This window comes from Jannaschia pagri (assembly GCF_019655435.1).
Lineage (GTDB): Bacteria > Pseudomonadota > Alphaproteobacteria > Rhodobacterales > Rhodobacteraceae > Jannaschia > Jannaschia pagri.
Genome location: NZ_BPFH01000001.1, coordinates 683,359 through 705,223 on the forward strand (window position 1 = coordinate 683,359; position 21,865 = coordinate 705,223).

Consider the following 21,865-nt stretch of genomic DNA (forward strand, 5'->3'; position numbering starts at 1 on the left):
CGCCAAGGTGTCTGACGGTCCACAGGTTATACCGCCAAAGCGCCCCGGACTGGCCGCCGGGGACATGGCACCTGCGGTCCGCCCAACGCTGTCCACCTCGCCAAAAGGCGCCATCGCCACCACCGAGATTGCCTGCGTGGTGCTCAGCTTTCTGTGGCTTGGGTTGGTGGGGTGGTTCTTTCTGACGCTAGACCCCGTGCAAGCGCGGGTGTCTGCCAGCGACCCGCTCGGCTTCATGATGACAATCCTTGGCGTTTTCCTGCCGGTCGCGCTCATTTGGGTCGCCGCCGCAGCGGCGCGTACGGCCCGCACCATGCGCGAGGAAAGCGCGCGTTTGCAGGCCGCCATCGATGCCATGCGCCTATCCTACGTGGATCAGCAACAACTGTCCGGCCTATCCCTGAAGCGGTCGATGGAAGAGAAGATCGACGCCGTAGCAAAGGCGCAGGCAGTCCTCGGCGCGGAGGTGGCTGGCCTGCATCAGGACAAGGCGCCCCCAGAACGCGTACTCACAGCACCCGTGCGTCCGACGCCTGAACCGCAACCTGGCTTGGCCCTGGGGCAAGTCCCGGAAGACGGCGACCCCCTGCCGCCCGATGACTTCATCCGTGCCTTGAACTTCCCGGAAAACGAACGGGACACCGAAGGATTTCGCGTCCTCCGACAGGCCTTGGCCCATCGCCCAACCGCGCAATTGGTCAGCGCGGCCCAAGACCTGCTGACCCTTTTCAGTCAGGATGGAATTTTCATGGACGACCTGTCGGTCCATCACGCCGATGCCGCAACCTGGCGCGGCTTTGCCCAAGGTCTGCGCGGCACAAACATGGCGGCCCTAGGCGGGATCCGGGATCGTACGGGCCTCGCGCTGACGCTCGGGCGGATGAAGGATGACGCCGTGTTCCGCGACGCGGTCCACACGTTCCTGAGGACCTTCGACCAGGCGTTTTCGACCTTTTGCGACCATGCCACCGACGGCGAAATCATGCGCTTGATCAACACGCGGACGGGTCGCGCGTTTATGTTGTGTGGTCAGGTGGCGGGCAGTTTCGACTGACGGCGAAGCCCGTGCCAATCTGGCGCCAAATCAGGGCGTTCAACACCGCCATACCAAGGGCAGCCACGCCGAATGGCAAAAGCAACGCCAGGGGGCGCCCGACAATGGCCTCTCCCCATCGGACGAGCACGCCGGACAGGACCATACCCAGCGGCGCCGCTCCGAACGACGCAAGCCGATAGATCGCGCCAACCCGTCCCCGCAGTGCGTTGGGCAAGCGCCGTTGCCGGTAGGAGGTGGAAACCGCATTCCACAGCACACCCCCCAGACCAAACAGGAAGAGGCCGAGCGCCACCAGTCCGGGTCCCTGCGCAAAGGCAATCGCCAGAAAAACCGGGACACCGATGATCGAGCCGAATTGCGCCACGCGCCCAGGACCCCACCGCGTCACCGCGCCATCGGCCAGCCAACCGCCCAAAACCCCACCAAGCGCGCCAAGGGCCAGGACAACGCCATACTCCGGCGCGGTCAGGTCCAGGTTCTCCTGTCCATGCAGGACCAGCCCGACCAGCGCCATTTCGGCAAACAGGTTCCAGGTCGCGGTAATCCAGACCAGTTTCATCAACAGCGGCTCGGTCCGCAGAAACGCTAGACCCTCGGCCAGATCGCGTCGCATGGAGGCACGGGGGCGGGGCGGCGCGCGAAACTGGCCCGCCAGGCCCAGCACCAGAACACCGCCCAGCATATAAAGCCCTGCCCCCACCACAAAGGGCGCCGCCACCGCTGCGGCCACCAGAAAGGCGCCCAGCGCCGGGCCCGCCAGGTCGTTCCCAACCGTCTCGACCGACGCGATCTGTCCGTTGGCCTTCTCAAGCTGCGACGATGGGACGAGGTTGGGCACCATGGTCCCGGCGGCACTGTCACGAACGACTTCGGCGCAGCCAACCACCAGCGCTGTCAAGACCAGAATGCCACCCAATGCGGGCACCGAAACGCCGGTCGCGGGGGGCTCTGGCAAGGGCCCTGTGACCCAAACCGCCAAGGCCAAGAGGGCGAAGGCCACCGTCCGCACACCATCGGCTGAGGCCATCAGCGCGCGGCGATCCAGCCGATCCGTCATCACGCCAGCCGCCAGGGCCAGAAGCAGCCAGGGCACACGCACCGCCGCAGGAACCAAGGCAACCAGCAACGGATCGCGCGTCAGCAAAGACGCCACCCAGGCCCAGGCCAGCACCATGATCCCATCGCCCAAGTTCGTCAGACCTGAGGCAATAATCAAACGGTGGATCGGCGACATCTAGAACGCTCCGTCGAGAACTGCTCGGACCACCTGACAATGCCCAGCGGGTGTTCACCCCCGCGCAAGCCCTGCGCGCTGGCCGTGGTTTATGCCGTGGCCAAAGGCGGCACATACACTCCAGACCACAACACGCAGGAGGATACGATGGGTCAACTGATTGATGGCACCTGGCACGATGATTGGTATGACACCAAATCCTCCGGCGGGAAATTTGTGCGCTCGACGGCTGGGTTCCGGAATTGGATTACCCCAGACGGCGTGGCGGGCCCCAGCGGCACAGGCGGGTTCGCCGCCGAAGCAGGCCGGTACCATCTCTACGTCTCGCTTGCTTGCCCCTGGGCACACCGGGCGTTGGTGTTCCGGGCTCTCAAGGGGTTGGATCAGCTCATCGATGTCTCAGTGGTGCATCCGGACATGATGTCCGATGGCTGGACCTTTGAGACCGACGACCATGGCGCCACGGGCGACCGTCTGTTTGGGCTGCCGTTCATGCGCGATATCTATACGCGGGCCAAACCCGACGTCTCCGGACGGGTCACTGTGCCTGTCCTCTGGGATAAGGCCCAAAACACCATCGTGTCGAACGAGAGTTCCGAAATCATCCGCATGTTCAACAGCGCCTTCGATGGGCTGACCGGGAACCGCCAGGACTTCTACCCCCATGATCTGCGGCCAGAGATCGACCGGATCAACGCGCGCGTCTATTCGGATATCAACAACGGCGTCTACAAGTCGGGCTTCGCCACAAGCCAGAGCGCCTACGACGAAGCTGTAACCGCCCTGTTCGAAGCCCTTGACTGGGTCGATGGCCTGTTGGGACAGCGGCGCTATCTGGCGGGGGACCGCCTGACCGAAGCCGACTGGCGGTTGTTCACCACGCTCGTCCGCTTCGACCCGGTCTATCACCTGCACTTTAAGTGTAATCGGAAGCGCTTGATCGACTTTGAACACCTCTGGCCCTACACGCGGGAGTTGTTCCAGGTGCCCGGTGTCGCGGCGACCGTGGGGATGGATCACATCGTCCGTCACTATCACTACAGCCACGAGACCATTAACCCGCACAGGATCATCCCCATCAATCCAGAGATTGACTGGATGGCCCCCCATGGACGGGACCACCTGGACGCGGTGGCCTGACCTGACACGCGGAACAGGCCTCCAACTGGCGCGGTAGGTTGGCGGTCGTCGTTGGACCTTTCATCGGCAGAGGTTTTGTCCGATCAGCCGCGCGGCGGAGCATCCGTGGCGCCCTACGCGACGGCCTAGCCTGGTCGTCGCCCGCCCCCGGCCTCGGCATGGTGGGAGACGAGGGCAACCATGTCCGGCTCCGACATGCCACGCGCGACATGGGCGTGAACATTGGTGCAATGGTTGAACAGCGACCCGTCAGAGAACATGGCGCTGTCGCTCATGAAGATCACCCGAGCCTCTGGGTGGCGATAGTTGGCGAAATCGGCGACCGCCAGCGGGCTTCCATCGCTGAGACCCAGGTCGATCAACACGACGGCGGGCGACAGCTCGAACATCATGGCGACGGCTTGGGCCTGGCTCCTGGCGATTTCCGCCCGGAACCCGGCGTAGGGTGTCTCCTGATCAGCGGTTAGGGTCGGCGGCCCGGATCCAACCCAGAGCACGACCGGCATAGCGGTGGCATCTTGCATGACGTCTATCCTTCGCTTTCCCCACCTTCCCGGGCATAGGCCTACGGGCAGTTTGGTTAACACGGGGTTAAGGAATACTGACGTGAACGTAACCGCCCCTCAATCCGCCGATTGGGCACAGCGCCGCATCCGCACGAGGTTGCCTCTGGGTCGGGCCTGTGGTCATCAGACCCAAAGTTTCCCTTGCCCCGGAGGCACCATCCATGACCACCGTGATCACCATCTGCGACACCTGCAAATGCGACGGGTGGGAGGCAGGGTCCGAACAGACGGATGGCGAAACCCTCGCCTCGCTGGTCGAAGCTGCCGCGAATGGTGTGGACGGGGTTGCGACCCGGCGGCATTCCTGCCTCATGGGGTGTTCGGGCGCCTGCAACGTGACGCTGCAAGCGCCAGGTAAGATGGCCTATACCTTGGGCCGCTTTACCCCAGACGCCGAGGCCGCCCAGGGCATCGTCGACTACGCTGCAAAACACGCCCAGGCCGACACCGGCGTCGTGCCGTTCCGCGAATGGCCCCAGGCCATCAAAGGGCATTTCGTGACGCGCCACCCCCCGCTCGACTGATATGGCGGCGCAAGGGGCACCCCTAACGCGGGACCACGGCGGTGGCCTGGATGCGGCGCGGGCCCAATGGGGCGGCGACGATTGGCTGGACCTGTCCACGGGGATCAATCCCCATGCCTATCCGATACCGCACCTGCCCCCGACGGCTTGGACCGCCCTTCCGGACACGGGGGCAGAGACCGCTTTGATCCGGGCGGCCCGCAGCTTCTGGCATGTGCCAGAGGGGACGGGCGTCTTGGCCGCGCCTGGCGCATCAGCCTTGATCGCGGCCCTGCCGCGCCTGGCCCCCGGGCGAAGGGTCGTCATACCGCACCCCACCTATAACGAACACGCCGCCGCTTTCGCGGCCAACGGGTTTGAGGTGGTGGCAGACGGCGACGAAGATGCGTTGGTCATCGTGCACCCGAACAATCCCGATGGACGCCTCTGGCCCGACCGCCAGGCCCCTTTTACGGTCATCGACGAAAGCTTTTGCGACGTCTGTCCCGATGCCTCCCGTGTGGCGGAGGCCAGCCGTCCCGGCTTTATCGTGCTCAAAAGCTTTGGTAAGTTCTGGGGCCTAGCAGGCCTACGCCTGGGCTTTGCCATCGCGCACCCCGACACGCTCGCCCCCCTGGCCGAGGCGCTCGGTCCCTGGCCGGTCAGCGGCCCTGCCCTGGGGATTGGGGCGACCGCGTTAGGCGACACAGCCTGGGCCATGGAAACGCGGGCGCGGTTGCGCGCAGATGCCAAGCGGCTCGATGGCTTGATGGAACGCCATGGGGATCTGGTGGGCGGAACGGATCTGTTCCGACTCTATGATGTAGGGGACGCGGGCGCGATGCAGGACCGCTTGGCCCGCCATCAAATCTGGTCCCGGATCTTTCCGTACTCCGGCAGCTGGCTGCGTCTGGGCCTGCCACCGACCACCGACTGGACCAGGCTAGAGCAGGCGCTGACATGATCTTGGCGGCGGCCATGGTCCTGGATGCCGTGTTCGGGGAACCCGATTGGCTCTGGTCACGCCTGCCCCATCCGGCGGTCGTGCTCGGACGCCTGGTCGGGCGGTTGGAGCACAGCCTCAACATGGGGGACAACCGCCGGGCAAAGGGCGTGCTTGCGGTCGCGATCCTGCTGTCGCTGTCCTGGACCGTAGGGGGTCTCATCGCTTGGGTCCCCGATGCGGGCCTGTTGGAGATGCTCGGGGCGGCAATCCTTTTGGCGCAACGCAGCCTCGTGACCCATGTGCGCGCCGTGGCCGACGCCCTGCGACGGGGGGGCGCCACCGCGGGCCGCCTGGCCGTTGCCATGATCGTCGGACGGGATACGGCGCAGATGGATGCGCCACAGATCGCGCGCGCGGCCATCGAAAGCGGCGCGGAAAACCTGTCGGACGGCGTCATTGCCCCTGCCTTTTGGTTCGCCATCGGAGGGCTGCCCGCGATGCTGGCTTATAAGGCCGTGAATACCGCCGACAGCATGATCGGCTATCGCACGGAGCGATATTTGGAGTTCGGCTGGGCCGCCGCCCGTCTGGACGATGCTTTGAACTGGGTGCCCGCACGGCTCACGGCAGGGCTGATCCTGCTGCCCCATGGCGCCGTGGGTCTCTGGCACCGCGTTCCCAATGATGCGCGGCTGCACCGCTCGCCCAACGCAGGCTGGCCCGAGGCGGCAATCGCCCCCGTTCTGGATGTCGCCCTCTCGGGCCCCCGGAGCTACGACGGACGCCTACAGGAGTTCCCGTGGGTAAACCCAACTGGACGCCGGGAGGCTGGCCCAGACGACATCGACCGCGCGTGCACAGCCCTTTGGAAAACCTGGGCGGCGGCGCTCGCGCTCGTCCTGGTGCTGACTTTCCTCTTTTTTTGACGACGGTTTACGGAGTTCCCATGCGTCTCTTCCCCCTTGCCTTTGCCTTGCTCTTTGCCTCGCCCGTGGCCGCGCAGACCTGCGGCGGATCCTTTGGGAGTTTCGTGGCCGGTCTGAAATCCGAGGCGGTGGCGCGCGGCCTGCCCGCTGCAACCGCAGACGCCTTTCTGGCGGGGGTTCGCCAAGACGACCGTACCCTGCGCGCTGACCGCAGCCAGGGGGTGTTTCGCTTGGAGTTTGTGGATTTTGCCCGCCGCATCATCTCAGGCGCGCGCATCCGCAACGGTGCCGCCAACGCACAACGCTATGATCGCGTGTTCGATGCGGTCGAGGCGCAGTATGGCGTGCCGCGCGGTGTTCTCCTGGCCTTCTGGGCGCTGGAGACCGACTACGGCGCCGTCCAAGGGGACTTCAACACGCGCAACTCGCTGGTGACACTGGCCCATGACTGCCGTCGGCCAGAGCTGTTCCGCCCCCAAGTCTTTGCAGCGATGGAATTGTTCGCCCGCGGGCAGTTCGACCTGGGCACCACCGGCGCCTGGGCCGGAGAAATCGGCCAGGTTCAGATGCTCCCCAAAGACATCCTGGAGCGCGGGGTGGATGGCGACGGGGATGGCCGCGTGACGCTGAAAACCTCGGTCCCGGATGCGTTGCATTCTGGGGCACGGTTTCTCCAAGACATTGGATGGCAGGCGGGCCAACCCTGGTTGGTGGAGGTGACGGTCCCGGACACCCTGGACTGGTCGCAGACCGGCCTGGACACCAAGCGACCCGTCGCGGATTGGCTGGCCGATGGCGTGGTCACGCGCGGCCCGACCAGCGGCATGGCGCCCGGCCAGGCGGCCTCGCTTCTGCTGCCCCAAGGGCGAAAAGGCCCGGCGTTCCTGGCTTTTGCCAACTACGAAGTGTTGTTCGAATGGAACAAGAGCTTCGTCTACGTCACCACTGCCGCCTATTTCGCAACACGTCTGTCAGGCGCACCGGTTTTCAACGTGGGCACGCCAGAACCTGGCATCTCCGGCAGCGATATGGAAAGGCTTCAGCGTAAATTGGTCGCCCGGGGCCACGACGTGGGCGCCATCGACGGCATCCTCGGACGGCTCACCCGACGCGCCGTCCAAGCGGAGCAGAAACGCCTTGGCCTGCCCGCTGACGCCTGGCCAACGGCGGCGCTTTTGCGGGCGTTGTAGGCGGCACAGAACGGTATTGCGACCCGCATGCGGGTCGCGGCGGAGGGGGGCTCTGCCCCCCGCCTACGGCCCCCCCCCGGAGGTATTTGAGCCGAGAAGAAGACGCGCGTTAGCGGTCAGTCTGTTCGGACCGTCACGGATTGGGCCACGAACTCCGCCCAGCCGAAAGACGACAGGAAAGAGACCTCAGCCGCGTCGCGGCCCACACCGATCACCGCCATTTCAGAGGCGCAGGCCATGCCCGTGGCATCCACGAGATGCCAGGCGTCTTCGAGCCAGACCTCGGTCACCGCGTGGAAATCCGGTGGATCCACGCGCGGTGCATAGACGCTGGCCATACGGGCGGGGATGCCGGCCGCGCGGGTCAGCGCGATCAACACATGGGAGTAGTCCCGGCAGACACCTTGCCGTTGGACAAAGGTATCGCGGGCAGTGGTCGTGGAACCACTGGCACCGGGCACATAGGAGAAGGTCGTCTCGATCCAATCCCGAAGGGCCATGACCAGAGCACCGCCTGAAAGATCCGGGAAATCGTCGGCCACGAAGGACTGGAACTCGTCGGACGGGCAATAGCGCGAGGGCATCAAAAAGGATGTCGCCTCGGCGGTGAGGCTGCGGGGCGCGGTCGCTTCCAAGGCGCCGATATCCGGGACAGGGCGGGTCACCTCGACCTCAGCGCGATAGGTGGCATCGAATTGACCGTCTGCGCGCATCCACGCCCGTTTGCCCAAGGCGGCCTCGCCGCCGACGCGGCGGAAACCATCCACTCGCGTTGTGAACAGAGCATCACTGGTGATGTCTTGGCCGGACATGCGCGCCACTTCGACCTGGAGCAGCAAGTCCGTCGGCGCGTCGAAGCGGTAGGACAGGGTGGCTTCGATGGAAAGGGTCATGGTGTGCGCCAGGGTGGTCGTGGCGGAGGGGTCCCCGCTGGGTATCTCAGAAGGGACTGAAGGCCGTTATGTGGGTGTCCGCGGCGGATCGGTCCGATGTGCTGCGTGTTTGGCAGACATTTGATGATGGACACGTATCCTCCCATATGCCCGGCAAAACGAGGGAGAGCAGTGGACCACACCTGACCCTGCCCGACCGGATCACGCCGTCGAATGATGTTCCTGTTGGTCCTGTTGCTCGTATCCGAGTCATGGACTGCGCGTTTGAGACCAAGACACGCGCCAGGTTTGCCACCCATCGCACCGGAGCAGCGTCCTCGGCGGCTACGCAACCAGAGCCTCCGCCCGCTTGAGATCGACGGAGACGAGCTGACTGACCCCTTGCTCGACCATTGTGACACCAAACAAACGATCCATGCGCGCCATGGTGACCGCGTGGTGGGTAATGATCAGAAACCGGGTCGAGGTGCGGCGCGTCATCTCATCCAACATATCGCAAAAGCGCGTGACATTTGCGTCGTCCAAGGGCGCATCAACTTCGTCCAAGACGCAGATTGGCGCCGGATTGGCGAGGAAGACCGCAAAAATGAGCGCCAGGGCGGTCAAGGTCTGCTCGCCCCCCGACAACAGGCTGAGGGTTGAGAGCTTTTTGCCCGGGGGGTGGCACATGATCTCCAATCCCGCCTCCAGGGGGTCGTCGCTTTCGACAAGTTCAAGACGGGCTTCGCCGCCCGAGAACAAGTGACGGAACAGCATGGAAAAGTTGCCGTTGACCGTCTCAAAGGCATCGAGCAGGCGCTGGCGCCCCTCTTTGTTCAGCGATGCGATCCCAGCGCGCAGTTCGGCGACCGCTTGTTCCAGATCGGCCTTTTCTGTCAGCAAGGCGTCGTGCTCGGTTTGGACCTGCTGCGCGTCCTCTTCGGCGCGCAGGTTGACCGAGCCCAATGCGTCGCGCTGACGTTTCAGCCGCGTCACATCGGCTTCGATCCGATCAAGGGGCGGCAAGGCCTCCGGGTCGAGATCCAGCGCGGCGAGCAGATCACCCGGCGTTGTCTCAAGCGCCTCGGCGATGCGGTCGCGCGCCGCAGACAGCGCCTCCTGTGCGGCTTCAACGCGGGTTTCGGCGCGGGCGCGGGCCTCTCGCGCTTCACCGGCTGCACGGTCAGCATCGCGCGTGGCCGCGAGGGCCTCCCGCTGATGGGTTTCGGCGGCAGCGCGGGCCTCTATGGCCAACGTCCGCCGTGCGGCGGCCTTTTCCAAGTCCGTAACAAGGGCGGCGCCCTGCGCAGCAATGTCTTCGGGGACGCCTTGGGCCGCTGCCAACTCCACCTCGGCAGCTTCCCGACGACGGGTCAGATCCGCAAGTTGCGCGTCGGCATTGTCGAGGCGCTTCTGCCAGCGGGCCATGTCCTTGCCGATTTCCCGAAGCCGGGTGTCGCGGGCCTCCGCGTCGCGTTTCAATTCATCGGCCTGGGCACGGCGCGACATCATTGCCATACGCGCCGCCTCCACCGTCGTTCGGATGGCCTCCAAAGCGGACCGGGCGCCATCCAGGGGCGGCAGATCGCGGCGCGCCGCCTCCGCCTCGGCAACGGCAGCGCGGGCCTCCAGGGTGTCGGCCTCGTGACGGGACACGGCCATCTGCGCCGTCTCCAAACGAGACGCGGCAATCCCATGGGCGCCCTCTGCCTTGGCCAACGCGCGGCCCGCCTCTGTCAGGGATCGGTCGGCGTTGCGGCGCGTCTCCCTTGCCTGGGCCTCCGCCGTCTTGGCCCGAGAGAGCATATGCCCCAAGGCCTCATGGGCGGCACGGGTGCCCTCGGCACGGGCGGTTGCCTCCTCCAGGTCCTGACGGAGAGACGCCAGGCGGTTCATCTGCTGGAGGCGTAGGGCAGCCGCTGAGGGCGCCGCCTCTGCCGTGGCGCGAAAACCGTCCCAGCGCCAAAGATCGCCCTCACGGCTGACGAGGACCTGTCCGGGCAGGAGTCGCGGCTGCATCTGCGCGGCCTGGTCCGGGTCCACCAAGCCAATCTGGTCCAGGCCCCGGGACAAAACCTCAGGCGCCGTCACATGGGGCGCGAGGGGGGCAATGCCATCGGGCAAAGCTGGGACGCGATCATACGGGGGCAGCGGCGCCCAGCCGACATCCTCGACCTCTGTCCCGCTAAGCGCGCTGGCCCGCAGGTCGTCCCCATAGGCCGCGCCCAGCGCCGCCTCAAAGCCTGGCGCGACGGTGACCTGATCCACAAGCGGCGCGCCATCGCCGGAGTCCCGTGCCAGCAACTTGGTCAAGGCGCTGACCTCGGCGCCGATGGTTCCCGCCGTGCCCTCCGCCTCGGCCCGTTCGGTGCGGGCAGCGGCCTCGCGGTCCTGGGCGGCCTCGCGCGTTGCTTCGGCCTGGGAGAGGTCGGCATCCGCTGTGGCCGCGGCATCCTGCGCGCGTGTGAGCGTTGCCTGCGCCTCGGCCCGTGCCCTGTCCGATCCATCCAGCGCGGATTGTGCCGCCTTCACTTGGGCCTCGGCGGCATCCCGCGCGGATGTGACCTGCGTCAGTCGTTTTGCGGACTCCTCGACCAAGCGTGTGACGGATTGGTGGCGCGCGGACAGCCGCGCCAGATCTTCCGTAAGCGCGGACAATTCTTCCTCGCGGGCGCCCAGAACACGCGACGCATCGAGGGCCGCCTCCTGCGCCTCGGCCATGGCCGCCTCCTGCCCGTCGGTCTGAGCGGTCAAGGTCGCGTCCTCTTGGCGCAGACGGTCGATTGTGGCGCGGGCATCCTCGTTCAAGGCGCCCTCCCGCTCCGCATCCCGCACGAGACGTGCAATCGTTGCGGTCAAACGGTCCAAGGTTGCACGGGCTGCGGCCTCGCGCTCGGCCAGCGTGTCTCGGCTCACTTCCAAGCGCTGCAGGATCGCACCCGCAACGGCCTCTTCCTCTCGAAGGGCGGGCAGCGCGTCATCGGCCCTCACCCGGGCCTCTTCCGCACCAATCGACGCCCGCTCCGCCTGGGCGACCGCCGTTAGCCTCTCGCGAAGCTCAGACTCCGCCGTCGCCCGGGCTGCATCCGCCTCGCGCCAGCGACGGTAGAGCAGCATGCCTTCGGCCTGGCGCAAGGCGGTCCCAATCTCCCGGTAGCGCGCCGCTTGCTTGGCCTGGCGTGCCAGCGTCGCAAGTTGGGCGGCGAGCTGTTCGACCACATCATCGACTCGTGCGAGGTTGGCCTCGGTCCCATTGAGCTTCAACTCCGCCTCATGGCGCCGCTGGTATAGGCCAGAGATCCCCGCGGCCTCCTCTAGAATGCGCCGACGCCGTTGGGGCTTTGCGTTGATCAACTCGCTGATCTGCCCCTGTCGGACCAGCGCCGGAGAATGGGCCCCGGTCGAGGCATCGGCGAACAGCATCTGCACATCGCGCGCCCGGACATCCTTGCCGTTCAGCTTGTAGGCGCTGCCCGCATCCCGTGTGATGCGCCGCACCACATCCAAGGCATCGCTTTCGTTAAATGCTGCGGGCGCCGTCCTGTCCGCGTTGTCGAGGGCCAGGGTCACCTCGGCAAAGTTGCGCGCCGGTCGGCTGGCCGCACCGGCGAAGATCACGTCCTCCATTCCGCCGCCCCGCATGGCCGTCGGGCGATTTTCCCCCATGACCCAGCGAAGCGCCTCTAGCAGGTTGGATTTCCCACAACCGTTGGGTCCGACCACACCTGTCAGCCCGTCCGCGATCACCAGATCGGTCGGATCGACGAAGCTTTTGAAGCCATTCAGCCGCAGGCGAGAAAAACGCATGGGACAATCGTCGTAGCTCACCCGGATCCGTCAAGGCCGGACCGCTGCATTTCGCGGACTCCCGCCGGTTTTCCACAAGATATTGCCCCCCGCGCGGAGCAGCCCCCCTTTCTGCGCCTCTGAAACACATGTCGCTTAGTGCAAACGCTCCGAGGCGCCACCAAAGACGGCAATGGCGCTTGACCACCGCTGGGCGGGGACGCATCACGGTCAAGCATGGTTCCCCCAGCCAAAGGCGCACCGGGGGATGAAATGGGAATGTGGTGAGGGGGATCCAACCAGGACCCCGAGGCCGCAGCCGCCCCCGCGACTGTAAGCGGTGAGGGTCGGGCCAAAATGCCACTGGGACGATGTCCCGGGAAGGCGGCCCAGCACCCCACGACCCGCGAGCCAGGAGACCAGCCAGGCACGAACGACAATCCATCCCGTCGGGGAGACGGGCCATAGGAGACACCGACATGCACATCGAACCCGGAGTGGTCGACGGGGCCAAGATGGCCCTCGCCTTCGCCACCGCCGCAGGCGCAGCGGGGTACATGGCCAAACTGGCCTGGCAGGACATTGAGGATCACGGGACCTCCCCGCTGATCGTGCGGAGCGTCATCGCAGCCGCCGGCACCTTCGTTTTCTTTGAAGTGATGCCCCACTTCCCCGTCGGCGTGTCCGAAGTTCACGTCATCCTGGGCACAACGCTCCTGCTCCTGCTGGGGGTCGCGCCCGCCGCAATTGGCTTGGCCGCAGGGTTGTGCATCCAAGGACTGTTCTTCGCGCCCACGGACCTGCCGATGTACTTCGTGAATGTGACCACCCTCTTGATGCCGCTCTTTGCCATCTTCGCTTTGGCCAAACGCGTTATTCCGCAAGACACCGCCTATGTGGACCTTTCCTATGGCCAAGCCCTCAACCTGTCGTTGGCATACCAGGGCGGCGTGGTCGCCTTTTGGGCGATCTATGGCCAAGGGGTCGGGGCAGAGACTCTTTCGGCCGTCTTGTCCTTCTGCGCGACCTATATGCTTATCATTTTGATCAAGCCGGTTGTCGACTTGGGTGCTCTCGCACTCGCCAAAGCATCCAAGGCTCATCTCGATGCTCGGCATATCACCCACCCCCGCGTTTTCGCCGCCTAGCCCATCACGGGTAGGCACCTCCGGTGCGCTCCGTCGCGCCATCCCAATCCCTCCCCGTGCTGGACACGCAACGACCAACCGAAACGCGCTCCCCCCATCACGGGTCCTCAAATACTCCGTCTCGACGCTTGCCACAGGCGGGCGTCCCAACCGTAGGAGACACCCCATGAAAATCCCCGCCACCATCATCACAGGTTTCCTCGGAGCCGGAAAAACCACCCTCATCCGCCATCTTCTGCAACATGCCGAGGGTCGCAGGATCGCCCTGATCATCAACGAATTCGGGGATCTGGGCGTCGATGGTGACATCCTCAAGGGATGCGGCATTGAGGGCTGCGCCGATGACGACGTCGTGGAACTGTCAAACGGCTGTATTTGCTGCACCGTCGCCGATGACTTCATCCCGACAATGGAAGCCCTGCTGGACCGAGAGACACCTCCCGATCACATCGTGATCGAAACCAGCGGTTTGGCCCTGCCCCAGCCCCTGGTTCGGGCCTTCAACTGGCCCGGCCTCAAGACGCGGGTCACGGTGGATGGGGTGGTGACGGTCCTCGATGGCCCCGCCGTGGCGGCGGGCACCTTTGCCGCCGACACCGCCGCCGTGGACGCACAGCGCGCCGCCGACGATGGGCTGGACCACGAAACCCCGCTGTCAGAGCTCTATGCCGATCAGGTCGCCTGCGCCGATATGATCGTCGTGAACAAAACCGATATCCTGGGCGACGGGACCGAGGCGTTGGTCGCCAGACTGAAAGGCGAATCGCGGGATGGCGTGCAAGTCGTCCCAGCGACGATGGGGGCGCTGCCGCCCGAGGTGGTCCTGGGCCGTGGCCAAGGCGCCGAAGACGATATCGCCGCGCGCCACGAGGTTCATCACCACCATCATGACCATGGCCACGACCACGACCACGACCACGACCACGACCACCACCATGACCATAACCATAACCATAACCATGATCACCACCATCATCACGACCATGACCACGGCCACGATGCGTTCGAAAGCTTCGTTGTGGCGGCTCCCGAGGTCACGGATCCGGCAGCCTTCGCACAAAAGGTCTCCGGCGTGATCCGCGCCCATGGGATCCTGCGCCTGAAGGGCTTTTCATCGGTTGCGGGCAAGCCAATGCGCTTGACGGTGCAGGCGGTTGGGCCGCGGGTCGATCACTACTTCGACCGCCCCCTGGGCGATGACCCGCGCGGCGCGCACCTTGTGGTCATCGGTCAGGCCGGGTTGGACCGCGCCGCCATTGAGGCCGCTCTGTCATGAAGGTCGGCCCGGCGGATCCGACGTCTCCGGGCTGCGCAGCCCTGCTGGCCCAATCCCACGCAATGATGAACGCGCTCTTCGCCCCGGGGGAGTGCCATTACCTGGACCTCGACGCTTTGACGGCGCCGCATATCCGGTTCATCGCCGCGACCGAGGGCGACCGGACCTTGGGGACGGGCGCCCTGGCCCTGCGCGATGGCTACGCGGAGGTGAAATCCATGTTCACCGACCCAGAGGCACGGGGCCGTGGCGTGGCCGACGCGATCTTGACCCGCCTCATCACATTGGCCGCCACCGAAGGGCGCCCCATTGTCCGCCTGGAAACCGGCGTCGGGTTGGACGCGGCCCATCGGCTCTATCGACGCCATGGCTTTGTCGAATGCGGGCCGTTCGGTGGGTACAAGGACATTCCCGCCAGCCTCTTCTTCGAAAGGATCCCGAAGACGCCGTAGCGGATATGTGCGGGACGGTCGGCCAAACGGCCCCCGTCATCAAGGCGCTGAGAGACAAGCTGCGCCGCATATGGAACCTGCGGTCGTTTTGACGGCGAGGCCGTCCCACGCGCCCTCCTGCCCCGGGGGACAGTCACCGCTCCTTTACAGCATACAAGCGGCTTTTGGGGCGCGCGCTGTGCGCCTGCCTGTCGGAGGCCCATGGCCAGACCAAGACGGGCAAACCGACCCCGCAGCTATCCTCGGCGCGACCGCCGGTGACCTACTCGCTCCAAACCGCACGCCTGCTCACGCCGCCCCAACGTAAGACCGCGCTAGACACCATACCGGCCAACCCGCACCCCTAGACCCAGGCCCCGCCTTTGGCCCCAGCCACAGCAATCCGCGCGGCCAAGGTGGCGTTGTTCAGAACCAGAGCAATGTTGGCCGCCAGGGCCGTCCCATCGGTCGTCTCGTTCAACCGGCCCAGCAGAAACGGCGTCACGTCCTTGCCCGTGACCCCCTGCTGCTTGGCCTCGTCCAAAGCCGCATCAATCGTTGCAGCGATCTCCTGGGCCTCAAGCGCCGCTGTCGCGGGGATCGGATTGGCGACGAGCATCCCCGTGCCGAGCCCGAGTTGCTGATTGGCGGCTCGGATCGCTGCGATCTGCGCGGGGTCATCCACCCGGTCCCCGGCCACCACACCAGAGTGTGGCGTGTAAAACGCCGGGAACTCATCGGCGCCGTAGGTGACCACCGGAACGCGCAGTGTCTCCAAAACCTCGATCGTGCGCGGGATGTCCAAGATCGATTTCACGCCCGCGCAGACGACGGTCACATCCGTCTTCGCCAACTCGGTCAAATCGGCGCTGACATCCAAATCGTCCCCGCGATGCACCCCGCCGATGCCACCCGTCGCAAAAACGCCGATTCCTGCCAGAGCCGCAATGCGCATGGTCGCGCTGACCGTGGTGCCCGCCGTCAGGCCCTTGACCAGGCATGACCCCAAATCGCGGGACGCCGCCTTCACAACTCGTGCGTCGCGCCCCAACCGCTCCACCTGGGCCGCCGACAACCCAGCGCAGCAGACGCCATCGATCACCGCGATGGTGGCGGGCACGGCCCCCTCTTCCCGCACGGACTCCTCAACGGACATGGCCACTTCGGCGTTGCGGGGCCAGGGCATCCCGTGGCTGATGATCGTGCTCTCCAAGGCCACGACCGGGCGGCCCGTCAGCAGCGCCTCGGCCACCTCGTCGGTCATCTGCGGTCTGATCATATCGGCCATGGGGCACCTCCTGTCGCACCCCTCTTGCACCCATTGCCCGCCTCCCGCAAACGGTTCCGAACGCCGAGGAGACCACCATGCACCTGCTTGCCGCCCAGCCTGGCGCCATCGACGACGGAGAGCCGGTGGACCTGGGCCAGACGCCCGCCGATCTGGTCGTCATCTCCGCCGCCGATACGGAACTTGCAGCCTTGTCCCAGGCCCGGGCCGAGATGGAGCATGCGCCAAGCCTGCGCCTGGCCAGCCTGATGCACCTGCGGCACCCGATGTCCGTTGACCTGCACCTTGACACCTGTGCCACACAATCACGGCTGGTGGTGGCCCGCGTCTTGGGCGGACGTGGGTACTGGACCTACGGGCTGGAGCAATACGCCGCGCGCCTGCACGACGCCGGTGTCCCCTTCGCCGCTTTGCCGGGGGACGACAAACCCGATGCCGAATTGCGAGAGCTTTCGACCGTCTCCGCCGAGGACTATGACGCCCTGTGGGCTTGCCTCGTCGAAGGCGGCCCGGCCAATGCCCAGACCTTTCTGGCCCATGCCAGCGCCATGCTTGAGGAAGCCCCGCGCCCCGCCCCAGCCCGCCCCCTGCTGCGCGCGGGCCTCTATTGGCCTGGGGTCGAGGCACCCACCCAAGCGACTTTGACAGAGGCCTGGACCAAGGGCGCGCCGACCGTCCCGGTGATCTTCTACCGGGCGCTGCTCCAAGGGGCGGGCCTGAACCCGGTCAATCGCCTGGTTCGTGCGCTGCTGCGCGCAGGCCTCAACCCGCTGCCGGTGTTTGTCGCCTCGCTCAAGGACCCGGTCTCCGCCGCCACGCTGGAGGCCTTGTTCACGGAAACCCCACCGGACGCGATCCTAAACCTCACCAGTTTCGCGGTCGGCGATGCTACCACAAACCCCCTGTCACAGCCCTGGGCCAATCGCGCGCCGGTCTTCCAAGGGGTTCTGTCCGGCGGCACGGAACAGGCCTGGCGCGACGGGCTGACCGGCTTGTCGGCCCGCGACATCGCCATGAATGTGGCCCTGCCAGAGCTGGATGGTCGGGTGCTGACCCGCGCGTTGGGCTTCAAAGGTGAGGCGTTCTTCGACGAGGCCACCCAGTGCCCCATCGCCACCTGGAAAGCCGACGGGGACCGCATCACCTTCACCGCCGACCTCTTGGCCAATTGGTGCCGCCTGCGTCGCACAGCCACTGCGGACAAACGCGTGGCTTTGGTCCTGGCGAATTATCCCAACCGGGACGGACGCCTTGCCAACGGCGTCGGCCTCGATACGCCAGCGGCGACGGTGCACACGCTCGGGCTATTGGCGGACCAGGGCTACAGCGTGGAAAACGCGCCCCGCGACAGTGCTAGCCTTATGGATCGCTTGCTGGCGGGCCCCACCAACTGGCTGACGGACCGGGCTGCAAAAGAAGGCGGTGAGACCCTCGATCTAGAGACATACCGCGCCCATTACGCGACCCTACCCCTCTCCGCTCGGCAAGCGATCGAAGAGCGTTGGGGCACACCCGAAGAAGACCCCTTCTTCTCGGCAAAAGTACTCCGGCCCGACGGCTCATCCGGTGCAGGCTTTGCCCTATCGATCCACCGGTTCGGCCGGGTCTGTGTCGGGCTGCAGCCGGCGCGGGGCTACAACGTGGACCCTACCGACAGCTATCATTCGCCGGACCTGGTGCCGCCCCATAACTACCTGGCCTTTTATGTCTGGTTGCGCGCCCAGTCAGACGTCATCGTCCACATGGGCAAGCACGGTAATCTGGAATGGCTGCCAGGACGGGCCGTGGCGCTCGGTGCAGCGGATTGGCCTGAGATTGCGCTCGGCCCCACGCCGCATGTCTATCCCTTCATCGTCAACGACCCGGGCGAAGGCACTCAAGCGAAGCGGCGCGGCGCCGCCGTCATCATCGATCACCTCACGCCGCCGCTGACTCGGGCCGAAAGCTACGGTCCCCTGCGCGACCTGGAGGCGCTGGTGGATGAATACTACGAAGCGGCGGGCGTGGATCCCCGCCGAATCGAGACCCTTCGCGACGAAATCCTATCCCTCGCCGCGGTGACGGGCCTGGACGTGGATGCGGGGTTCCAGGGAGATGATGGCGATCTGGCCAAACTCGATGCTTACCTTTGCGAGCTGAAGGAGGCTCAAATCCGCGACGGCCTCCATATCTTCGGCCAGAGCCCACAGGGACGGCTACGGGATGACCTGCTCCAGGCCCTGCTGCGCCTGCCCCGGGGCGACGGCCACAGCCTGCCTCGCGCCATTGCCACAGACCTGGGGCTGGAGTTCGACCCCTTGGACTGTGACATGGCCGCACCTTGGGAGGGCGCGCGCCCGGATGCGCTCTCCGGTGGCTCGGCCTGGCGCAGCGCGGGCGACACGGTGGAGCGCATCGAAGGCTATGCCGCCCGCCTCCTGCGAGGGGACGTGCCGCCACCGGGGCCGATGACAGCGGCCACGCTGGAAGAGGCCGCGACCCTGCGCGCCACGCTAGACGCTTGCGGCCCCGCAGAGGGGGAGGGCCTCCTCACCGCCCTCGCGGGGCAGTTCGTCGCCCCTGCGCCATCCGGCGCGCCCACGCGGGGCCGTCCCGACGTCCTCCCCACGGGGCGCAACTTCTACTCCGTCGACAGCCGGGCCGTGCCTACGCCTACCGCCTGGAAGCTCGGCTGGAAAAGCGCCAACCTGCTCATCGAGCGGCATCTTCAGGACCACGGTGATTGGCCCCGCGCCATGCTGGTGACCGCCTGGGGCACGGCCAACATGCGCACGGGCGGGGACGACATCGCCCAATCCTTGGCGCTCATGGGCGTCAAACCCCGCTGGGACAGCGCGAATCGGCGTGTTGTCGGCTTCGAAATTATCCCGGCGACAACCCTCGGACGGCCCCGCGTGGATGTGACCCTGCGCGTCTCGGGCTTCTTCCGAGACGCTTTCCCCCAGCAGATGGCCCTTGTCGATGCCGCCGCCCGCGCCGTCCAGGATCTGGACGAGCCAGAGGCCGAAAACCCCGCCGCCGCCGCCGTCCGGGCTGGCGAGGCGCGTGCGCGGGTCTATGGCTCTAAGCCTGGGGCCTATGGCGCCGGTCTCCAGGCGATGATCGACGAACGGCTTTGGTCGAACGCGGCGGACCTGGGCCGCGCCTATGTGGAATGGGGCGGCTACGCCTATGGTGATGGCGAAGGCAAGCCCGACCACGACGGGTTGCGCCAACGGTTGGGCCAGGTGGAGGCCATCGTCCAAAACCAGGACAACCGGGAACATGACCTGCTCGACAGCGATGATTATTACCAGTTCGAAGGCGGGGCTGCGGCAGCCGTTGAGATGCTGCAAGGCGCAGCGCGGCCGGTCTATCACAACGACCATTCGCGCCCCGAGCGCCCCATCATCCGCACCTTGGACGAGGAAATTGGGCGCGTGGTCCGCTCCCGCGTGGTGAACCCCAAGTGGATCGAAGGCGTCAAACGCCATGGCTACAAGGGCGCCTTCGAGATCGCCGCCACGGTCGATTATCTGTTCGCCTTTGCCGCGACCACAGGCGCCGTGAAGGACCATCACTTTGATCTGGTCCATGCCGCCGTGTTGGAAGACGACGACACCCGCGCCTTCATCGCCGAGGCAAATGCCCCTGCCCTGGCCGATATCGCCGACCGATTGCGCGAGGCGATCGAGCGGGGGCTATGGACGCCCCGGTCCAACTCCGCGCGCGCGCTGCTTGAGGATCTGGGCCGGTCGTGAGGTTGCTGGCTGGGCTGCAAGTTGGATCATGGCAGGCGCCCTGCGTTGTGGCCGCCGTGCGACTGCTTGGCCGGGGGTCGGGGGGGCCCGGCCTGACGATCCAAGGGACCACGGAACGATGGCAAGACCGATGTGTCTGTGGCCGGATATCGCAGGCAGTCTGACGTCCCCCAACTTGCCCAGGCCCTTTGCGCGTTGCGCCGCCCGCGTGGGCTAGCCGCGAAAGGCGTCGGATGAGAGTCCATATCAGTCGAGGCCATTGTCTCTGCACGACCAATCGCTTTGATCTTCAGACTTCGCAGTTGCGCATGAAGCTTACCAAGGCAACGGCATCGCGAGCCTCTCCTCGATGACCTTGGTGTTGTAGCGAGGAGGCGGGCGGGCACCTTCGGCCCATCAAGATCGGGCTGCACATGTCCTACGGCCAGCTGACCGCAGGAACGCCTGTCAAACCGCTGCCCTGCCGCTCAATGGACACTGCCGACAGGCCTCGCGCTGCCCATGGCGACAAGGTCAGTCTGCAACGGAACGCAGGCACCTGAGTTTGATCGATCAGCAGGACAAGCGCATGGACACGAGCGCCACATCGCCAATGGCGCTGCCAGGGATCACATCGCAGCCCGTTACCTGGGCCGTTGCGGCGACGGCGGCGATCCGCACCTCCGCCAAGCCTGGCCTCCAGACGGCATTGGTCCGCGTGGCCTGCGCCTCCGACAAGGACCAGTTGACCCGGAACCTATGCCCCCCCGCTTCGGCGAAGCCCGACCGTGTCAGGCCAGCCAGGGGGTGCGGAGCGTTACAAGCCACGAGGACGAGGCAGAGTGCAATTAGACCGAAAACGCGCATGGCGCCGAGTTTTGGGCCAGAGGCTTAATATTGGGTTAACACTGCCGCCGCCAGACGGTCCCGGATTGGGATATGGGGGACGTGGCCCACGCGCAGGTCCTGCATATTTTTGGAACATCGAAGCCATGGCCGTGGCGCAAGCCCCCAGCGCGCCCACTGTGATCGAGAAGGCCCGCTGTACGGTTGACCTCCTCCGATGGGCATTGGACAGTCCGGTACCACGCCACGTGACCATACGAGCAGCCAGATGACAGACGCCCCAACGCCCCCGGACGAAACCGCGCGCCACAACGCCAAAATGGCCAAGAAAAAGGCCGCCCGCGATAAGATCATGGCAACCAAGACCGATGAGAAGGGCCTGGTGATCGTCCATACAGGGAAGGGGAAGGGGAAGTCCTCTTCGGCCTTTGGGATGATCTTTCGGTGTATCGCCCACCGGATGCCCTGCGCCGTGGTCCAGTTCATTAAAGGCGGCATGGGCACGGGCGAGCGGGATTTGATCACGACGCATTTCGCCGACCTTTGCGAATTTCACACCATGGGCGAAGGCTTCACTTGGGAAACCCAGGACAAATCGCGCGACATCGAAATGGCACAGGCCGCCTGGGCAAAAGCCAAGGAGTTGATCCTGGACGAACGGAACCGGATGGTTCTCTTGGACGAAATCAACATCGCGCTACGATACGACTACGTCGACGTTGCCGAGGTTGTAGCCTTTTTGCGCGATCAGAAGCCCGCGATGACCCACGTCGTCTGTACCGGTCGGAATGCAAAGGAGCCGTTGGTCGAATTGGCCGATCTGGTAACGGAAATGGATCTTGTGAAACATCCCTTCCGGTCGGGCGTGAAAGCCCAAGCCGGGGTGGAGTTCTGATCCGCCGATCCATCACCTAAGTTGTCCCGTAACCCCATCCCG

General features: G+C 65.6%; 17 protein-coding genes and 1 riboswitch. Of the genes, 11 read left to right on the forward strand and 6 right to left on the reverse strand.

Annotated elements, in window-relative coordinates; translation table 11 throughout:
• Window positions 1-7: 7 nt before the first annotated feature.
• Window positions 8-1,054, forward strand: coding sequence for a hypothetical protein (locus K5R33_RS03405; protein ID WP_255576051.1), 1,047 nt, complete (start codon window positions 8-10; stop codon window positions 1,052-1,054).
• Here K5R33_RS03405 and K5R33_RS03410 read toward each other — a convergent pair.
• Window positions 1,017-2,291, reverse strand: a complete 1,275-nt coding sequence (locus K5R33_RS03410) for an MFS transporter (protein WP_220747558.1) — start codon at window positions 2,289-2,291, stop codon at window positions 1,017-1,019. The two genes, K5R33_RS03405 and K5R33_RS03410, sit on opposite strands and share 38 nt — an antisense overlap.
• Before the next feature lie 147 nt (window positions 2,292-2,438).
• On the opposite strand from K5R33_RS03410, the gene K5R33_RS03415 reads away from it, so the two are divergent.
• On the forward strand, window positions 2,439-3,431 hold the full coding sequence (locus tag K5R33_RS03415) for a glutathione S-transferase family protein (protein WP_220747559.1): 993 nt from the start codon (window positions 2,439-2,441) through the stop codon (window positions 3,429-3,431).
• Window positions 3,432-3,556: 125 nt separating this feature from the next.
• Here K5R33_RS03415 and K5R33_RS03420 read toward each other — a convergent pair whose 3' ends face one another.
• Window positions 3,557-3,955 carry a DNA-binding transcriptional response regulator gene (locus K5R33_RS03420; protein ID WP_220747560.1) on the reverse strand — a complete coding sequence of 133 codons (399 nt, stop codon included), beginning with the start codon at window positions 3,953-3,955 and terminating at the stop codon, window positions 3,557-3,559.
• Between the two features lie 203 nt (window positions 3,956-4,158).
• Between K5R33_RS03420 and K5R33_RS03425 the strand changes: the two genes are divergently transcribed.
• From K5R33_RS03425 to K5R33_RS03440, 4 genes are read left to right on the forward strand one after another with little or no spacing between them, the layout of a single operon-like run.
• Window positions 4,159-4,521, forward strand: coding sequence for a DUF1636 family protein (locus K5R33_RS03425; RefSeq protein ID WP_220747561.1), 363 nt, complete (start codon window positions 4,159-4,161; stop codon window positions 4,519-4,521).
• 1 nt (window position 4,522) lies between these two features.
• A complete protein-coding gene (locus tag K5R33_RS03430) occupies window positions 4,523-5,464 on the forward strand; it encodes a threonine-phosphate decarboxylase (protein ID WP_220747562.1) in 942 nt (313 codons plus the stop codon).
• Window positions 5,461-6,372 (forward strand): adenosylcobinamide-phosphate synthase CbiB, encoded by a 912-nt coding sequence (gene cbiB, locus K5R33_RS03435; protein WP_220747563.1) that lies wholly within the window; start codon window positions 5,461-5,463, stop codon window positions 6,370-6,372. Before K5R33_RS03430 ends, cbiB begins: the two co-directional genes overlap by 4 nt.
• 20 nt (window positions 6,373-6,392) lie before the next feature.
• Window positions 6,393-7,562: a lytic murein transglycosylase gene (locus tag K5R33_RS03440; protein ID WP_220747564.1), complete on the forward strand. Its 1,170-nt coding sequence runs from the start codon at window positions 6,393-6,395 to the stop codon at window positions 7,560-7,562.
• A 116-nt stretch (window positions 7,563-7,678) separates the two neighbouring features.
• On the opposite strand, the gene K5R33_RS03445 is transcribed toward K5R33_RS03440, so the two are convergent.
• Together K5R33_RS03445 and smc are read right to left on the reverse strand one after the other, a co-directional pair.
• The gene (locus K5R33_RS03445) at window positions 7,679-8,455 is read right to left on the reverse strand and encodes a transglutaminase-like domain-containing protein (protein ID WP_220747565.1); all 777 of its coding nucleotides are present in this window, start codon (window positions 8,453-8,455) and stop codon (window positions 7,679-7,681) included.
• Window positions 8,456-8,779: 324 nt separating this feature from the next.
• A complete protein-coding gene (smc, locus tag K5R33_RS03450) occupies window positions 8,780-12,241 on the reverse strand; it encodes a chromosome segregation protein SMC (RefSeq protein WP_220747566.1) in 3,462 nt (1,153 codons plus the stop codon).
• 200 nt (window positions 12,242-12,441) lie between these two features.
• Window positions 12,442-12,662: riboswitch (cobalamin riboswitch) on the forward strand.
• Window positions 12,663-12,699: 37 nt separating this feature from the next.
• Here smc and K5R33_RS03455 point away from each other — a divergent pair.
• From K5R33_RS03455 to K5R33_RS03465, 3 genes are all read left to right on the forward strand, one after another.
• Window positions 12,700-13,368 (forward strand): energy-coupling factor ABC transporter permease, encoded by a 669-nt coding sequence (locus K5R33_RS03455; protein ID WP_220747567.1) that lies wholly within the window; start codon window positions 12,700-12,702, stop codon window positions 13,366-13,368.
• Window positions 13,369-13,534: 166 nt separating this feature from the next.
• Entirely contained in the window at window positions 13,535-14,644 is a 1,110-nt protein-coding gene (cobW, locus tag K5R33_RS03460; RefSeq protein ID WP_220747568.1) for a cobalamin biosynthesis protein CobW, read from the forward strand.
• Window positions 14,641-15,096: a GNAT family N-acetyltransferase gene (locus K5R33_RS03465; protein WP_220747569.1), complete on the forward strand. Its 456-nt coding sequence runs from the start codon at window positions 14,641-14,643 to the stop codon at window positions 15,094-15,096. The genes cobW and K5R33_RS03465 overlap by 4 nt, the downstream gene beginning before the upstream one ends.
• 343 nt (window positions 15,097-15,439) lie before the next feature.
• Here the strand turns inward: K5R33_RS03465 and K5R33_RS03470 are convergent, their stop codons facing one another.
• Entirely contained in the window at window positions 15,440-16,354 is a 915-nt protein-coding gene (locus tag K5R33_RS03470) for a pseudouridine-5'-phosphate glycosidase (protein WP_373314132.1), read from the reverse strand.
• An 86-nt stretch (window positions 16,355-16,440) separates the two neighbouring features.
• Between K5R33_RS03470 and cobN the strand changes: the two genes are divergently transcribed.
• Entirely contained in the window at window positions 16,441-20,103 is a 3,663-nt protein-coding gene (cobN, locus tag K5R33_RS03475; RefSeq protein ID WP_220747571.1) for a cobaltochelatase subunit CobN, read from the forward strand.
• A 552-nt stretch (window positions 20,104-20,655) separates the two neighbouring features.
• Here the strand turns inward: cobN and K5R33_RS03480 are convergent.
• A complete protein-coding gene (locus K5R33_RS03480) occupies window positions 20,656-20,949 on the reverse strand; it encodes a hypothetical protein (RefSeq protein ID WP_220747572.1) in 294 nt (97 codons plus the stop codon).
• A gap of 247 nt (window positions 20,950-21,196) precedes the next feature.
• Here K5R33_RS03480 and cobO point away from each other — a divergent pair, with 247 nt between their 5' ends.
• Entirely contained in the window at window positions 21,197-21,823 is a 627-nt protein-coding gene (cobO, locus tag K5R33_RS03485; protein ID WP_220747573.1) for a cob(I)yrinic acid a,c-diamide adenosyltransferase, read from the forward strand.
• Window positions 21,824-21,865 lie beyond the last annotated feature (42 nt).

Coding starts and splice junctions, on each gene's coding strand:
- K5R33_RS03410 (WP_220747558.1), bottom strand. CDS start 2,291: ATGTCGCCGATCCACCGTTTGATTATTGCCTCAGGTCTGACGAACTTG.
- K5R33_RS03415 (WP_220747559.1), top strand. CDS start 2,439: ATGGGTCAACTGATTGATGGCACCTGGCACGATGATTGGTATGACACC.
- K5R33_RS03420 (WP_220747560.1), bottom strand. CDS start 3,955: ATGCAAGATGCCACCGCTATGCCGGTCGTGCTCTGGGTTGGATCCGGG.
- K5R33_RS03425 (WP_220747561.1), top strand. CDS start 4,159: ATGACCACCGTGATCACCATCTGCGACACCTGCAAATGCGACGGGTGG.
- K5R33_RS03430 (WP_220747562.1), top strand. CDS start 4,523: ATGGCGGCGCAAGGGGCACCCCTAACGCGGGACCACGGCGGTGGCCTG.
- cbiB (WP_220747563.1), top strand. CDS start 5,461: ATGATCTTGGCGGCGGCCATGGTCCTGGATGCCGTGTTCGGGGAACCC.
- K5R33_RS03440 (WP_220747564.1), top strand. CDS start 6,393: ATGCGTCTCTTCCCCCTTGCCTTTGCCTTGCTCTTTGCCTCGCCCGTG.
- K5R33_RS03445 (WP_220747565.1), bottom strand. CDS start 8,455: ATGACCCTTTCCATCGAAGCCACCCTGTCCTACCGCTTCGACGCGCCG.
- smc (WP_220747566.1), bottom strand. CDS start 12,241: ATGCGTTTTTCTCGCCTGCGGCTGAATGGCTTCAAAAGCTTCGTCGAT.
- K5R33_RS03455 (WP_220747567.1), top strand. CDS start 12,700: ATGCACATCGAACCCGGAGTGGTCGACGGGGCCAAGATGGCCCTCGCC.
- cobW (WP_220747568.1), top strand. CDS start 13,535: ATGAAAATCCCCGCCACCATCATCACAGGTTTCCTCGGAGCCGGAAAA.
- K5R33_RS03465 (WP_220747569.1), top strand. CDS start 14,641: ATGAAGGTCGGCCCGGCGGATCCGACGTCTCCGGGCTGCGCAGCCCTG.
- K5R33_RS03470 (WP_373314132.1), bottom strand. CDS start 16,354: ATGATCAGACCGCAGATGACCGACGAGGTGGCCGAGGCGCTGCTGACG.
- cobN (WP_220747571.1), top strand. CDS start 16,441: ATGCACCTGCTTGCCGCCCAGCCTGGCGCCATCGACGACGGAGAGCCG.
- K5R33_RS03480 (WP_220747572.1), bottom strand. CDS start 20,949: ATGCGCGTTTTCGGTCTAATTGCACTCTGCCTCGTCCTCGTGGCTTGT.
- cobO (WP_220747573.1), top strand. CDS start 21,197: ATGACAGACGCCCCAACGCCCCCGGACGAAACCGCGCGCCACAACGCC.